The sequence below is a fragment of the Bacillus sp. JJ1127 genome (assembly GCF_036965845.1).
Lineage (GTDB): Bacteria > Bacillota > Bacilli > Bacillales > Bacillaceae_G > Bacillus_A.
Genome location: NZ_JBALQK010000236.1, coordinates 1 through 16749, shown reverse-complemented (window position 1 = coordinate 16749; position 16749 = coordinate 1). Strand labels below are relative to the sequence as shown.

The window sequence follows — 16749 nt, the reverse complement described above, 5'->3', positions numbered from 1 at the left end:
ACCGGAGATTCTAGCCGCTAGAGCTGGACAATGCTTTCGCTGAATGTTGAGGTGGGAGTATTACTGCCCGTTAATGCGGGATAAAAATGATAGATATTTTATCATCACTTATAAAAAATAGATAAAATGAAAGTAACACGGTTTAGATAGGGAGTTATAAAATGAAATTAATTATTGCTGAGAAACCAGATCAAGGTTTGGCCCTTGTTTCTCAATTTAAATATCGCCGAAAAGATGGCTATTTAGAGGTAGAGGCAAATGAGTTATTTCCAAAGGGAGCTTACTGTACATGGGCAATTGGTCATTTGACGCAGTTATGTAATCCTGAACATTATCACGCTGAATGGAAAAAATGGTCACTCGATACATTACCAATGATTCCGGAGCGTTTTCAATTTGAAGTAACAAAATCAAAGTATAAGCAATTTAATGTTGTGAAACAGTTGTTACATAATCCACAAGTGACGGAAATTATTCATGCAGGCGATGCTGGGCGAGAAGGGGAATTAATTGTCCGAAATATTATCAATCTTTGTAACGTGCAAAAACCGATGAAACGTCTTTGGATTTCTTCTTTAACGAAACAAGCTATTTACCAAGGTTTCAAAAACTTACTTGACGAATCAGATACAATCAATACGTATTATGAAGCCTATACAAGATCCTGTGCCGATTGGGTAGTTGGTATGAACGCATCGCGTGTATTTAGTATTTTGTTAAAGAAAAAAGGAATGAATGATGTGTTTTCAGCTGGTCGTGTGCAAACGCCGACATTAGCTTTAATTGTAAAACGTGAAAAAGAAATAGAAAACTTTAAATCAGAGCCATTTTGGGAAGTGTTTGCAACCTTTAATATAGAAGGAAAGAAATATGAAGGAAAGTGGGAGAAAGATAATGAATCCCGCTTAAAAGATCCTAATATGGCAAATAAAATTGCAGCATTTTGCCAAAATAAACCGGCTGAAGTAAAAGAAATGAAAACGGAGCGAAAAGAGTTTCAGCCACCATTTCTATTTAACTTGTCATCATTACAAGCAACGGCAAACAAAGCATTTAAATTTTCACCAAAAAAGACGCTTGATATAACACAGGCTTTATATCAAAAAGGAATTGTTTCCTATCCTCGTTCAGATTCTAATTATGTAACACAAGGAGAAGCAGCAACGTTTCCTGATATTTTACAAAAGTTAAGCCAATTTGATGAATATAAAGAGTTATTACCAGCACCAATTGATTCTATTATGAATAATAAGCGGTATGTAAATGAGAAAAAAGTGACGGATCACTATGCAATTATTCCGACAGAGCAAGTCACAAATCCAAGTAAATTATCTGGCGATGAAAAGAAAATTTACGATATGATTGTGAGAAGACTTATTGCAGCGCATTATGACGTTGCTATTTTTGACTATACAACAATAACGACGCTTGTAGATGAACGTGCTGAATTTGTCTCAAAAGGGAAGCAACAAATTCAAGAAGGTTGGCGTAAAGTTATTTTCCAAGATGATAAAGAAGATGAAACAATTCTTCCAATTGTTGAAGAAGGTGAACAAGGAAAGGTTGTAAAGGTGAAAGTGAAAGAAGGAAAAACACAGCCGCCAAAGCGTTACACAGAAGGACAACTTATTACGCTAATGAAGACCGCTGGGAAGTATTTAGATAATGAAGAACTTGAGAAAGTGTTAAAGAAGACAGAAGGTTTAGGGACTGAGGCGACTCGTGCAGGTATCATTACAATGCTGAAAGATCGTAAGTACATTGATGTGAAGAAGAACCAAGTGTACGCAACGGATAAAGGGAAAGTGCTAATTACTGCAATCGGTGATAAAATTTTGGCTTCACCTGAAATGACAGCGAAGTGGGAGCAGCGCCTTGCTGAAATTGGAGAAGGTACAGCTTCGCCAGCAACTTTTATGGAACAAACGAAAAAGTTATCAGCGAAAATCATTGAAGATGCGATTGAAATGTCTGAGAAGTGGGATTTTACCGGATTGCACGTAGAGTCGATTGAACGTAACGGCTCAAAATTCACAATAGGTAAAAAAGTAGGGAAGTGCAAAAAATGCGATGGGGATGTTATTGATAAGTCGACTTTCTATGGCTGTTCGAACTATAATACCACGCAATGCGATTTCACGATTTCAAAAAAAATACTAGGGAAAACCATTTCACAAAAGAACATGAGCAAGCTATTAAAAGGTGAACAGACAGATTTAATCAAGGGCTTTAAAAAGAATGATAAAACATTTGATGCGAAGTTAGAGTGGAAAGAGAATAAAATTAATTTTGTGTTTGAAAAATGAGAGAAGGTGTTACGTTTAGTCGTAACACCTTTTTCGGTGTTTAAAGGTAAGACGGAAAGTTTATATTGATTCTAGAAAGTTATGAATAGTAAAATTTAGAAACAAGAAGATGCAGGGAACAGAACATAGAGCGTTGTATAAGGAGTCGTTAAGCTTTAATCGTAAAGAAAACAACAATCTTTACAAGGGGGGAAGAGGATTGCGTGATTTTCCGAATTTGAAAGCCTATAAATATTTTCCGTTTCAGCCTGAATTTGAAGTGCAAACAGATTATTATGTCGAACATAAAGAAAAAAATATATTCAATCAAACGGTACTACTATTTTATCAATTTCGCTTAAAAAAAGATTTGCTTCATTCCGTTTCAGTTATTCCCGATGGATGTATGGATATATTGTTTTGTTGTAATGAACAGAAGTTTTTTGCCAATATGTGTGGGAGTGTAATTCGTAGTAGGACAATTTGTTTGCATGCGGATAGTGAATATTTTGGTGTAAGATTTCTTCCTAATCAAGAAATGATTCAGTCAAACTATACAATAAAAGAGATAGTAGATAAAGAAGTACCGTTAATTGATATGTTTTCCATTCATGGTACGGCTGTAGAAAAATTAATATATGCAAAGGGATTTCAAGAAAGGATACGTTTATTTAAAGAATTAATTGGCCATGTAATTTTTACATCTGGTGTTTCGGAGAACGCTATAGGACAAGCGTTAAACAAGATTTATGCTTCAAAAGGGAATGTAAATATGAATCAGTTGGCGAAAGATATTGGGTATTCGACAAGATATATACGCAAGCAATTTGAAGAATATATCGGGATCTCACCAAAACTATTTAGTAAAATCGTTAGATATCAATCTTCTTTAAATATGCTAATCAAAATGAAAAATTTTACTGTATGGGATGTTATTAATGAAAACGGCTATTATGATCAAGCACATTTAATAAATGAATTTAAAAATTTTGGCTCCTTAACACCAAATGAATTTGTAGAGAAGTTTTCTGGGAAGTTATATTCTGATTAAGAGTTAATTAAGTGGAAAATTATCAGAATGTTCCGTTTTTTACAATAAATATAAAGCGCAATTCGATATTATTTTCTTAGTTTTAGATAAAAGTCATCACCAGTCAGTTATAGAACTGTCATGCTATGAGGAAAGGAGATGAGTTTTTGGAGATGAGGCGTTCATAATTATGTGTACGCAGACTGTAATCAAGCATAAATATATCAATTGAAACATAGGGTATGTGTTTTTAAAGGTATATATCAGGGAGGGATTACATGGTGAAAGCATATCAGTTATTTATAGGCGGAAAATGGGTAGATGCAGTGTCTGGTAAAACATTTGAATCGATTAATCCTGGTACAGGTAAAGTGAATGCGGTTGTATCAGAAGCTGGTAAGGAAGATGTTGATTTAGCAGTCAAGGCCGCTCGAAATGCCTTTGAATCAGGGGCTTGGTCCGATATGGATCCTAGTGATCGAGGCCGGCTTTTATATCGAGCGGCGCTAAAAATGAGAGATAAGTTAGACTTTCTTGCTGAAGTAGAATCAATGGATAATGGTTTGCCTATTAATGAAACGAAATTTATTGCTATGCCAGCAACGATTGATGTATTAGAGTTTTATGCCGGCTTAGCGAATAAAGTACAGGGAGAAACGTTAACTTCACCAAAAAATCGCTTGAATTACACTTTAAAAGAGCCACTAGGAGTTATTGGAGCTATCGTACCATGGAATTTTCCGCTTATGCTTGCGATGTGGAAGTTGGCACCGGCTTTAGCAGCGGGAAATACAATCGTTATTAAACCAGCGGAACAAACGCCAGTTAGTATTTTGGAACTAGCTAAAATCTTTCAAGAAGTCGGTATTCCAGATGGTGTATTAAATGTTATACCTGGTTTTGGAAGTGTGGCTGGTGATGCTTTAGTAGCTCATCCAGGGATTGATAAAATCGCATTTACAGGTTCTACACGTACAGGACAACTCATTATGCAAACAGCTAGCAAAAATTTGAAACCGCTATCATTAGAGCTTGGCGGGAAATCACCGAATATTGTTTTTGAGGATGCGAACTTGGAAGATGCAGTGAACATGTCTGCATTTGGTATTTATTTTGCACAAGGACAAGTATGTGCGGCAGGTTCAAGGTTATTTGTCCAAGAATCAATTTACGATAAATTTATGGACCTGTTTGTAAAAAAAGCACAGTCCATTCGTGTCGGTAATCCTCTTGAAGGAACTACACAAATGGGACCACAAGTTTCAGAAAAGCAGCTGCAGCAGATTGAACAATACGTAGCAGCTGGACTTGATGAAGGGGCGAATCTAGTAACAGGTGGTAAGCGATATACAGAAGCTGGTGATGGATATTATTTTACCCCAACCATTTTTGAGAATGTTAGAAACGAAATGACCATCGCTCGTGAGGAAATTTTCGGTCCATTTGTATCAGTTATTCGGTTTAAAGATGAAGCGGATGCGCTTGCTAAGGCAAATGATACGGTATATGGTCTTGCTTCTGGTGTATGGACAAATGATTTAAAACGTGCTCATCGCATGGCGCGCGGAATAAAGGCAGGAACAGTGTGGGTAAATACGTATAGCTTTTTAGATAGTGCAGCACCATTTGGAGGCACGAAGCAAAGTGGATTTGGCCGAGAATTAGGTGTACAAGCAATGGATATGTATACGCAAACAAAACACGTTTGGGTCGATTTGAATGAAAGAGCTTTAAATTGGTATGGGGGATAAAGAGGGATATCAAAAAAATATATATTTGCTATAGCGGGGCAAAATTATATATGTATCATTTGATCAACAAAAAGAGGGGGAAAATGATATGAGTAAAATTGATTGGCAACAAGTAGTTGAATGGGATAAAAAATATATTATGAGAACATTTTCTACACAGGAAGAATATGAGCCAATTCCAATTGCGACTACAGAAGGAGATTACCTCATTTTACCGGATGGTACACGCTTATTAGATTGTTTTAATCAATTATATTGTGTAAATGCTGGTCAAAGAAATGAAAAAATAAATAATGCAATTAAAGATGCATTAGATCGATATGGTTTTTTACAAGATGCTTATACGACAGATTATAAAGCAAAAGCGGCTAAAATGATTATTGAAGATGTACTTGGAAATGAAAGTTGGCCTGGGAAAGTCCGCTTTGTTTCTACTGGGAGCGAAGCGGTGGAGACAGCACTTATGATTGCTAGACTATATAAAAATCGATCACTGGTTATAACGCGAGAGTATGCTTATCACGGCTGGACAAAAGGTTCTTCTTCAGTGACAAGATTAAAAGGGAGCAAAAGCGGTGTCACAGAATCCAATCCAAATTCGCGTCCACAGCATGTACCAGCTCAAGATAGCGGGTTAGTTGCTGTAGCGCCTGCACCAAATTGCATGAGGTGCTCACTTGGACATAAGTATGGTTCTTGTCAAGATGAGAACGGCGAGTTGGCTTGTGTAAAATATACAAGGCGTATGATTGAGAATCAAGGACCTGAACAAGTTGCGGCAATTATTACCGAAGTTACACAAGGAGCAGGCTCTGTTCAGCCGCCAGATGAATATATTCCACAAATTCGTCAAATGACAAAAGAACTTGATATTTTATGGATTGCAGATGAAGTGCTAACAGGGTTTGGTAGAACCGGCGAATGGTTTGCATACCAACATTATGGGGTGGAGCCTGATATTATATCACTCGCTAAAGGGATTTCGAGTTCGGCTATTCCGGCGGGTGCTGTAGTTGTGAGTAAAGAAATTGCAGAGTTTATGGACCAGTACCGATGGGAGACAGTTTCTACGTATTCAGGGCATCCAATTGCTATGGCTGCTGTATGTGCGAATTTAGAATATATAATTGAAGAAAATTTAGTAGAAAAAGCAGCAGCGGCAGGGCGTTATATTAAACAAAGACTACTAGAGTTAAAAGAAAAACATCGATCTATTGGACAAATAGCTGGGTACGGAGTCCTTTGGCTTGTAGAACTTGTCAAGGATGAGAAGATGACACCATTTGTTGAAATAGATAGAAACTTTACTCATGAAGCAGATCCAAGTACTTTTCCCTCTAATATTATCAGATCGAAGGCGATTGAAAAGGGAGTGTTAATTGGTGGGGTAATGCCAAATACACTTCGCTTTGGAACATCACTAAATATAAGTAATGAGGATATTGATAAAGCAATCGATGCGCTTGATTACGCACTTACGCATTTAGAAAGTCAAGTATTACAGGTTAATTGAACATGTGACTAGTGAAAGAGAATAAACAGTGGGCGGCAGTCTTCCCATCTCAAACTTCAGCAAAAGCGAAGAAAATAGATGGGAGATGCGGCCACATTAGATAGAAGTTTCACTTTATTAGGAGAGGGGAATTTATTATACGAGGTTACATGCTGGCTAACGTCGTGTTGATTCCTGCGGAGGTGTAAAGCGTGGAGATACAAAAATCATTAGAAAATAGTTTGAGTGTACCACATGCATCGGGATTGAAACGGACGTTAAAAATGAGGGATTTAGTTATCTTTGGACTTGGATTTATGGCCCCAGTGGCAGCGATGTCCCTTTTTGGGATTATTACGCTAGTTTCTAAAGGACATTCTGTACTTTCGTATTTACTTGGATTTATTGCAATGCTGTTTACTGCGTATAGTTTTGGGAAAATGGTTGAGGCCTTTCCTGTTGCGGGATCAACCTATACATACGCGCAGCGTGCCCTTCATCCAAGAATTGGTTTTGTAGCGGGATGGGGAATGTTATTAGATTATCTGTTAATCCCTATGCTAACTTACTTAATTAGCGCTAACTTTGCGAATGCTCTTGTGCCAAGTATTCCAATTTGGGCATGGGTTCTTATCTTCGCAATACCGATTACATTTGTGAACTTGATAGGCATTGAAGTGGCAGCAAAGGTAAATTTCATATTAGTTACAGGTATGATCATAGCGGTTTTTGCATTTATCATCACAGCTACCCATTATATTATAACGGGTGATCTGAATATAATTAACTTGAATGCTGTATATAATTCCGAAACGTTTTCGGTAGGAGCAGTGATTAGTGGAGCCGCGATTGTAATTGTTGCTTATTTAGGCTTTGACGCCATCACAACGCTTGCAGAAGAAACAAATGTAAGTGGGAAAAAGATAGGAACAGCGATTATGCTAACGTGTGTTATTCAAACTATATTTTATATTTCTGTGACGTATTTAAGTGTAATCGTGTTAGGAAAATATACATCTATTGATAACCCAGATACTGCATTTTTTCATATCCTCCACGTATTAGTTGGTACTTTTCTTCAAACTTTCATCACACTTATGATTATTGCCTCGGGGGTAGCAAGTGCCTTAGCTAGCCAATCCGCATCCAGTAGATTACTTTTAGGAATGGGCCGAGATAATGTAATACCTAACTCGTTTTTTGGCTATATCCATCCGAAGTTTAAGACTCCAGTTTATAATATTTTATTAATGTCAGTTTTAGGAATAAGCGGTGCACTTTTATTAAATTTACAAATGGTATCAGATCTTGTAGCATTCGGAGGTTTGTTTGGATTTGCTGTTGTTAATTTGTGTGTGATAAACCATTATTTTATAAAAAATAAACAAAAAAATATTTTTAAATATGTCATTGTCCCAATCATCGGTATCGTTGTGTGTGGATATATATTATTTGGACTTTCAATAACAAGTAAAGTGGTAGGCTTTTTCTGGCTTGGTTTTGGTATTGTATATTTGATTGTTCGGTCTGTTATCTCTAAAGATTTTAAAGTAAGGCTTACAAAGGAAACAGATAGAAGCATATGAATGTATCATAAGCAGACCTTATGAAGAAGGTTACTTGACAGTTATCTATATGCTGCTAGAGTCCAACTTAAATAAGTTAGCTAAATTTTTATTCAAAATGAAAAGGTGTTACACAAAAACACTCTCTAGAGTAGACACTAAAAAGTCTATCTATAGGGTGTTTTTTACATAGGGAGTAGAAAAGGGCGCACAAATTTTGAAATTTGTATAGTAAATAATTGTTTAGAAAATTTAAAAATAATATTGCAAAATATTATCCTTCGAATTATAATAAACAAAAGAAATATCTAATTATTAAACTAAATATTCAGAATATTTGATTAGTTAAAATTGGAAATGAGATAATTTATTTTGTAGTGGGGGTTATATCGTGACGAATAGAGTACCTTTTTCGTTTATAGTAGTTATCGGATTAATGTTATTTGCTCTCTTTTTTGGGGCAGGAAATTTAATTTTTCCAGCAATGCTTGGCCAATCAGCGGGAACGAATGTTTGGTCAGCGAATGCAGGGTTTTTAGTAACTGGAGTTGGTTTGCCATTACTTGGCGTATTAGCATTTGGAATTTCAGGTAAAGAAGATTTGCAATCACTGGCAAGTCGTGTGCATCCTATTTTTGGGCTTGTGTTTACAACGGTTCTGTATTTAGCAATTGGTCCGTTATTTGCAATACCGCGAACGGGTAATGTTTCTTTTGAGATAGGAGTTAAACCTTTTCTATCAGAAAATCCGGGTTCTATGCCTTTAATCATTTTTACAATTATATTCTTTAGCATTACGTGTTTTTTTTCGCTCAATCCTGCGAAAATTGTCGATATTGTTGGAAAAATATTGACGCCAATTAAATTAACTTTCATTGGAATTCTAGTACTCGTTGCTTTCATTCATCCAATAGGGGATATGCAAGCACCTGTTGAAGCGTATACATCTAACGCGTTCTTTAAGGGCTTTCAAGAAGGATACTTAACAATGGACACGCTTGCATCTTTCGTATTTGGTATTATCATCATTAATGCAATTAAAGAGAAAGGTGCGAAAACGAAAAAACAGATTATGGTTGTTTGTGCAAAAGCAACAATTATTGCAGCAACAGTATTAGCGATTATTTATTCAGCACTTTCTTATATGGGAGCTTCGAGCGTAGCAAAACTTGGACACTTAGAGAATGGCGGAGAAGTTTTAGCGAAAGTTTCCAATTACTACTTTGGTTCATATGGTGGGATACTATTAGGATTAATGATTACAGTAGCTTGTTTAACGACTAGTGTAGGGCTTGTCTCAGCATGTTCTTCATTTTTCCATAAACTATTTCCAAAGGTATCTTATAAAAAGATCGCTATTATGTTATCTGTTTTTAGTGCAATTGTTGCTAATGTAGGATTAACACAATTAATTGCTATTTCTGTTCCAGTATTAACAGCAATATATCCATTAGCGATTGTATTGATCTTCTTAACATTTTTACATCCATTATTTAAAGGGAGAACGGAAGTTTATCAAGTAAGTTTACTGGTAACGTTTATTATAAGTTTATTTGATGGACTTGGTGCAGCGGGAGTGACTATTCAAGCAGTTAATCAGTTGTTCACTCGAATCCTTCCGATGCATGAAGTAGGACTTGGGTGGATCTTCCCGGCTATTATTGGCGGATTTATTGGATACGGGATTAGTTATTTCCGAATGAAAAATGAAATTCATTCTAGCGCAGCAAGATTAAATAAGTAGTTATATGTGCAAAAAAGTTATAGAATTCGTTTCTATAACTTTTTTGTTATTGTTTAAGTTCTTATCCAAATAAGCCATTAATTGATTGGTTTTGACTTATTCGATATAAGTTATATCTAGTGCTTATTTAAACTCTAATTCAACTAAAGAAGCAGGATAGTTGAATGTTATTTGAAAAAGTTTTAATGTTCAGATTATAATTAACCGTACAATAAAAAACCTTCAGGAGGAGATTTATATGCCATTAAAAGTAGGAGATATAATTACGTTTGAACGGACTTTTTCAGTAAGCGATGTTGAATTATTTACAGAGATTTCGGGTGATGAAGGGATTCACCATAGAACCCCAGATGAACAGGGCAGACTTGTAGTTCAAGGATTATTAACGTCAACTTTACCAACAAAAGTAGGTGGAGATAATAACGTATTAGCTCGTACCATGAATTTTGAGTTTTTAAGACCTGTGTTTACGGAAGATACAATAATTTGTAAAGTTAAAATTGAAAAATACGAAAGGCAAAAAAATAACAGAACAGCCATTATGGCATCCTTTTTATGTAAAAATAAGAATGAAAAAGAGGTATTAAAAGGGAATTTTTCAGGTGTAATACTTTAAACTCTTTATCCTTTATTCAACTAATAGGGGCTTTAGGTGAATAAAGATCATTAAAACAATCAAACTTTTTATAAAAGTCGCTATATGAATATTATGTATAGCCCATATTTTGATTAAACTTTATTCAAAATATAGGCTATCCTTTTTGGATGAAATCAGTATTTTTCACTATTTTGTAATCAAACTTTATTCTAAACCAACACGATGAGTTGCATAAGTTTGTTGCTGTAATGATACAAAAAATTATATAGAAAGAGTTGACTTATAGTTTCGTTGTAACTATAATAATTACATCTTGATGATGATCATAAAGAGAATGCATATTTTTCTCTAAGTTGTAACTTATTTTATTACGACTTAGAACGATAAAAGAAGGTAAGGTGTAATAACATGACTGTAAAAATGAAAGTATATTCTGACTTTATATGTCCGTTTTGTTTCTTAGCGAAAGGCCCACTAGATGAAGTGGCTAAAGAGAAAGATGTAGAAATTGAATGGATGCCATTTGAATTGCGTCCAAGTCCATATTCAAAAATCGATCCGTGGCAAGAGCCAGATAAATTAAGTTCTTGGGATTCTTTTATTCTTCCTACTGCGAAAAAGTTAGGAGTTGAGATGCGTTTACCACGTGTTTCTCCTCATCCATATACACATTTTGCGTTTGAGGGATATCAATTTGCGAAGGAACATGGCTTGGAAAACGCTTTTCATCATCGCGTATTTACTGCGTTTTTCCAGGAAGAACAAAATATTGAAGAGATAGATGTACTAACAAAATTAGCAGGTGAAGTAGGGCTTCCTGAAATTGAATTTAAAGAAGCTTTAGTAACTCGTAAATATAAGGAGAAACATCAGCAAGCAATCCAACATGCATACGATGAAGCAAATATTATGGCTGTTCCAACTGTAATGATTGGAGAAGAAGTCATTCAAGGGCTTGCTAGTAAGGAAATGTTAGAAAAAGTAATTGATAAAGAAATACAAAAGGAAAAAACAAATTCATTTGATGGCATGCAATGTACGACGGATGGATATTGCTAATCTATATCTTTAATTGAAAAATCAAACGTATTTGTTTAAGGAAATTATAAAACCTATACACTTGATAGTAGAAAAAGAAGCTATTTTGGCAAATAGCTTCTTTTTTCATGTAAATAAGAGTTAATTGAGAAATTTTAAAAGCCATACAAACTAAACAACGCCATTTTAGTTATAGATGGTGTTATTTATGTTTTATTTTTATTGGCTTTTGCTCCATGGATGGATGTATCAATCGTTGTACCACTCGGTATCGTATGGGGATTACAACCATTTGCAGTAGGACTAACGGCATTTACAGGGAATCTTATCTTGGTTCTATTACTGGGCTTCTTCTTTAAGCAGTTTGCAAAATGGCGAACGACAAGAAAATTAAAAAAAGGTATAACAACACCTTCTAAAAAGGAAACCAGATCAAGACGAATATGGGAACGATATGGTATTCCGGGTTTAGCGCTGCTAGCTCCAATTCTTGTAGGAACTGATATTGCGGCGGTACTGGCTTTAACATTTGGGTCTTCCCGGACACACGTCATAAGTTGGATGACGGTAAGTCTAGCAGTATGGACAGTCATTTTTGTAGTTGCTTCGATGTATGGGTTTAGCTTTTTAAATATCATTTAGGATAATATGAATTTTAAATATAGTGTAGTGCTTTAAGAAATGACTGTACCATAAAATCAAGATACATTTTGGAAAATAAACTAGTGAAAAAAATATATTTCGTTCATTTTCTGTGATAGCATAAAGTGGTAATTTCAGTTGAGAGGAGAGGTAACTCATGAAAAATCGAATTGAAACATTCAAGGGATCAAAGCATTTTCGGCTGACACTACATTTAAGTATGATAATAAGTAATGGTAAGAGTATGAAATCTTCGTTTAGGGAAGAAATATAACAAATAATATGTGCTCGATTCAATGAGAGTTTATAAAAGGATGTGTAACTATGAATAAAGAGAAGAAATATACAGTTGTAGGTACCGACATTGATGAAGTGAAACGTTTAAATAAAAATTCTGGGTTAACATATAATCAAGTAAAGGAGTTATTAGCGAAGCGGATGAAGCGGAAATAAGGAAACAAAATAGTAGTCATGAACAATACGTTTATCCCGCTATTTACGAGCAGTAATACCCCTCACCTCAAAGTTCAGTGAAAGTAAAGAAGGGAGGTGGAGGATTATTTGTTCTACTATATAGCAGTAGTAATTTAAAAGCGAGACTAAGATTGCGTGGCATGATGTACATACTAATATAGTTTTACTCTTTGAAATGGAATAAAAAATAAGATAATTAAAAAGAAAAAAGAGGACTCTTTCAAATTAGTGAGAAAGATTGTCTTTAGGAGTTCATAAAATGTCCTAACATAGTAATTAATAAACGGACAGCATTTCTTGAAGATATTGAATTTCCATCTAGTAAAGGGGGGATTAAACATTAATGATCCAAGTGAAAAATTTCTTTCAAAGTAGGGGGTTTCAGCGGCTCCTTGTACTAGTAATTTTAGCCCTTATATTATACGGGCTAAAAAGTATGATCAATTTAATATTGATTACTTTTATTCTTACGTTCTTAATGGATCGTTTTCAAAGATTTATTTCTGAAAGGCTTAATCGATTTGTGCGGATAAACAGGAAAGCGATTATCGCCTTCTTATACATAGTTTTAGTGGCGTTTATTGTCACTACGTTATATAAATATTTACCTGTATTAACGATACAAATCTCACAATTGATTTACCAGTTTAAATTATTTTTTAAACATCCGCCTGATAATGAAATGATACGATATATGCTTTTTGCAATTAATCAGATGGAAGTATCAAAGTATATTGAACAAGGGGTAGATGTGATTTATCAATCATTAGCGAATATTGGAAAGGTAGGTTTGCAAATTTTCCTTTCTCTTATTTTAAGCTTATTTTTCTTATTAGAAGAAGATCGCATTATCGCTTTTACTTCTAAATTTAAGGAGAGTAAACTTCGTATTTTTTATGAGGAAATTGCATACTTTGGCCAGAAATTTGCCCGTTCATTTGGCAAAGTCATTGAGGCACAATTTTTAATTGCAGTTGTAAACTGTATTCTCTCTGTCATTGCACTTGTATTTTTAGGATTCCCGCAGCTACTTGTATTAGCAGTTATGATATTCTTACTTGGTTTAATTCCGGTTGCAGGTGTTATTATTTCACTAATTCCACTTTGTATCATAGCGTATAACATTGGTGGGATTGCATATGTCGTATATATATTAATTTTTATTGCAGTGATTCATGCAATTGAAAGTTATTTTTTAAATCCAAAATTTATGTCTGCAAAAACAAACTTACCACTCTTTTATACATTTATGGTTCTTATCTTTTCGGAGCACTTCTTAGGAATATGGGGCCTTATTATTGGGATTCCAATCTTTATCTTTTTACTTGATGTGCTTGAGGTACACGATGGAGAGAAAACCACGGTAAATACTGAATGAGGTTTTTGAATTATGCAAAAAGCAATCCAATTATTTTGGATTGCTTTTTTTGTGGAGCGATGATCAGCATGTATCTTATAGTACGGGAGCCATTGTTTTTTTCAGTACTTGAACAGAATGATCAAATTTTAATTCTTCTTCTGCACTTAATTCAATTTCTACAATTTCACGAACGCCTTGACGATTCAGGACTGCGGGAACGCCAATATAAACATCTTGTTGTCCATATTGACCTTCAAGATATGCGGATACAGTTAATACGCTGTTTTCGTCATTTAAGATTGCTTTTGTCACACGTAAAAGGGACATACCAATGCCGTAGTATGTTGCACCTTTTCGTTCAATAATGTGATAAGCAGCATCACGAACGTTTACAAAGATTTCATCTAATTTTTTTTGATTATGCTCATTATCTTTTTCAAGAATTGTTTGTAGTTTTTGAATTCCAATTGATACGTGACTCCAAACAGGAAGCTCTGTATCACCATGCTCGCCGATGATGTAAGCATGAATATTGTGAGAATCAATATTGAAATATTCTCCTAGCATATATCGGAAACGAGCAGAATCTAAAGTTGTACCAGAACCAATTACGCGTTCTTTTGGTAAGCCAGATTCTTTCCAAGTTACATAAGTTAAAATATCTACAGGATTTGTAGCAATCAAGAAGATACCATCAAATCCGCTATCCATAATACTGCGAACGATTTGTTTAAAGATTTTAGCGTTTTTCTCAACTAAGTCTAAACGTGTTTCACCTGGTTTTTGTGGTAATCCAGCAGTGATGACTACAAGATCTGCTTCTTTACAATCCTCATAGCTGCCTTTCCAAACTCTTGTTGGCGCTGGAGCAAAGGGAACCGCATGGCTTAAGTCCATTGTTTCTCCTTCTGCTTTTGCCTCGTTTACATCAACTAATACAAATTCTTCAGCAACACCTTGGTTAATCATACAGTAAGCGTAGCTACAGCCTACTGCTCCAGTTCCTACTAATACGACACGGTTAATACCTTTTTTCATATGACATTACCTCGCTATTTCAGTAATTTTTATATGTAAGAAAAAATAGGTCTTACTTCTATAGACTCTAACCTAGTTTATTGCATTTCATAAAAGATATTCAAGTATTTCAAAATATATCCGCTTATATAGTTGTGAACCGGAAGGAACGAAACATAGGCATCTTTTAGCTGAAGTCAAAATCCATACCCTTGCGGAGGAGCTACAGCTTTTGAACTAGGACAAGAAATCGGGAAGAATACATTTTGCGGGAGGAACACACAATGCTAACGCATAGATGGATACAAGGAGTAATTGAATCAGCAGACATATTGTAATAGTTACAACAGAGTTAGAGAGTTTTGTTTACAAATGGCATTGATTTTAATAAAATAATAAATATAAATCGTAATAATTACGCTTTAAATTATATGAAAAGCACAGAAATGGATGGTCAGTCATATGAGTAAAGTAGAAATTCATATATTAGGTGGTTTTTTAGGAAGCGGAAAATCAACACTGTTACAAAATTTATTATTAGCGGAAAAGAAGAAAAGTCGAAAAGTTGCTGTTTTAATGAATGAAATAGGAGAATACTCGGTAGATACAGATATTATAGGGAAAGAAAACATTTTAAGAGAACTTTTAAAAGGTTGTATTTGTTGTACGTTAAAAGATGAACTTGAGATTCAGTTACACTCTTTATACCAACAAGAAAGACCAGATGTAATTTATATAGAAACAACTGGAGTTGCTCATCCAATCGAAGTATTAGATGCATGCCTATCACCTATTTTAGCGCCGTATATTGAAGTGAAGTCAATTATTGTTGTATTAGATGCAATGAGATGGTTAAATCGTGACGTATTAAGTAAAATTATTCAGCAACTCCTAAATGAGCAAATCAAATACGGAAGTCATATTCTCATTAATAAATCGGACTTATTAACAGCGGAAGAGAAGAAAAACATTTTAGAAGAAGTAGCAGCGATAAATAAGCAGGCGAAATTGTATGAAACACAGTATTGTAATATATCTTTAGAAGATATAGAAGAAGTGAAATTAGAAGGTAAGGAAGAACATGAAACATTACATGTGAAACAGCATTTACATATAAAAACGATGACATATCAATTTACAAAATCAATTGATCAAGATCAATTATATGAATGGCTTTCAAATTTACCACAGGAGATTTATCGTGTAAAAGGGTTTGTAAAATTTAATGGGGATAAATATCCGCATTTATTACAATACTCATTTGGTGTACCAATTTTATTGGAACAGGACTTTGGATTTCCTACAAATCTTGTGATGATTGGTGAAGATTTAGATAAGAAGAAATTAAAGGAAGGGCTAGAAAAGTTGGAAAATTCATCTGTTTGAGTATAAAGAATTTTCTGGGAATTTTTTTATAAAAGTATAGATGCGTAAGTACTACGAAATGTATGCTGTTTATCGGGCAATAGCAGACTCTTTATGTAAAACTCTAAATAGTGTAAAGTACGTTTGGTTGAAAAGACTAACTCCTTTTGGGAGTTAGTTTTTTTAGTAGGGGGGATTAATAAATTTTTTTGTATAATTGTATGAATATTTATGAAAATATTGGAAGGGATTTGGAAATGTCTGGCGAATGTAGAGGTACTTCGAGAAATTTCTATTGACAGCAAGGTGTCAACTACCCACCACTTAAACGCTAACACGTTTTGAAGTGGGGGCTTGTAAAAAGCCCTGGTTGTCTAGCCTCAGTCTT

At 34.7% G+C, this 16749-nt stretch carries 13 protein-coding genes; 12 read left to right on the top strand and 1 reads right to left on the bottom strand.

Annotated elements, in window-relative coordinates; genetic code table 11:
• Positions 1 to 161: 161 nt before the first annotated feature.
• The 11 genes from topB to V7183_RS20865 all read left to right on the top strand — a co-directional run bounded on the left by topB (position 162) and on the right by V7183_RS20865 (position 13997).
• Complete coding sequence (gene topB, locus V7183_RS20915) at positions 162 to 2306, top strand: DNA topoisomerase III (RefSeq protein WP_335360700.1); 2145 nt, start codon at positions 162 to 164, stop codon at positions 2304 to 2306.
• Positions 2307 to 2505: 199 nt separating this feature from the next.
• Positions 2506 to 3336, top strand: coding sequence for a helix-turn-helix domain-containing protein (locus V7183_RS20910; RefSeq protein ID WP_335360699.1), 831 nt, complete (start codon positions 2506 to 2508; stop codon positions 3334 to 3336).
• 257 nt (positions 3337 to 3593) lie between these two features.
• Positions 3594 to 5066 carry an aldehyde dehydrogenase family protein gene (locus V7183_RS20905; protein ID WP_335360698.1) on the top strand — a complete coding sequence of 491 codons (1473 nt, stop codon included), beginning with the start codon at positions 3594 to 3596 and terminating at the stop codon, positions 5064 to 5066.
• Positions 5067 to 5154: 88 nt separating this feature from the next.
• Positions 5155 to 6579 carry a class-III pyridoxal-phosphate-dependent aminotransferase gene (locus V7183_RS20900; RefSeq protein WP_335360697.1) on the top strand — a complete coding sequence of 475 codons (1425 nt, stop codon included), beginning with the start codon at positions 5155 to 5157 and terminating at the stop codon, positions 6577 to 6579.
• 191 nt (positions 6580 to 6770) lie between these two features.
• Positions 6771 to 8144, top strand: coding sequence for an APC family permease (locus V7183_RS20895; RefSeq protein ID WP_097899084.1), 1374 nt, complete (start codon positions 6771 to 6773; stop codon positions 8142 to 8144).
• 370 nt (positions 8145 to 8514) lie between these two features.
• Positions 8515 to 9867 carry a branched-chain amino acid transport system II carrier protein gene (gene brnQ / locus V7183_RS20890; protein WP_335360696.1) on the top strand — a complete coding sequence of 451 codons (1353 nt, stop codon included), beginning with the start codon at positions 8515 to 8517 and terminating at the stop codon, positions 9865 to 9867.
• A 238-nt stretch (positions 9868 to 10105) separates the two neighbouring features.
• Entirely contained in the window at positions 10106 to 10483 is a 378-nt protein-coding gene (locus tag V7183_RS20885; RefSeq protein WP_335360695.1) for an enoyl-CoA hydratase, read from the top strand.
• 390 nt (positions 10484 to 10873) lie between these two features.
• Positions 10874 to 11524 carry a DsbA family oxidoreductase gene (locus V7183_RS20880; protein ID WP_097899081.1) on the top strand — a complete coding sequence of 217 codons (651 nt, stop codon included), beginning with the start codon at positions 10874 to 10876 and terminating at the stop codon, positions 11522 to 11524.
• 162 nt (positions 11525 to 11686) lie between these two features.
• Positions 11687 to 12145: a small multi-drug export protein gene (locus V7183_RS20875; protein ID WP_097899080.1), complete on the top strand. Its 459-nt coding sequence runs from the start codon at positions 11687 to 11689 to the stop codon at positions 12143 to 12145.
• Positions 12146 to 12469: 324 nt separating this feature from the next.
• Positions 12470 to 12598: a hypothetical protein gene (locus V7183_RS20870; protein WP_003196938.1), complete on the top strand. Its 129-nt coding sequence runs from the start codon at positions 12470 to 12472 to the stop codon at positions 12596 to 12598.
• A gap of 364 nt (positions 12599 to 12962) precedes the next feature.
• On the top strand, positions 12963 to 13997 hold the full coding sequence (locus tag V7183_RS20865; protein ID WP_097899079.1) for an AI-2E family transporter: 1035 nt from the start codon (positions 12963 to 12965) through the stop codon (positions 13995 to 13997).
• A gap of 75 nt (positions 13998 to 14072) precedes the next feature.
• Here V7183_RS20865 and V7183_RS20860 read toward each other — a convergent pair whose 3' ends face one another.
• Positions 14073 to 15017 carry an L-lactate dehydrogenase gene (locus V7183_RS20860; protein ID WP_335360694.1) on the bottom strand — a complete coding sequence of 315 codons (945 nt, stop codon included), beginning with the start codon at positions 15015 to 15017 and terminating at the stop codon, positions 14073 to 14075.
• A gap of 441 nt (positions 15018 to 15458) precedes the next feature.
• On the opposite strand from V7183_RS20860, the gene V7183_RS20855 reads away from it, so the two are divergent.
• Complete coding sequence (locus tag V7183_RS20855) at positions 15459 to 16382, top strand: CobW family GTP-binding protein (RefSeq protein WP_335360693.1); 924 nt, start codon at positions 15459 to 15461, stop codon at positions 16380 to 16382.
• The last annotated feature ends 367 nt before the right edge of the window (positions 16383 to 16749 follow it).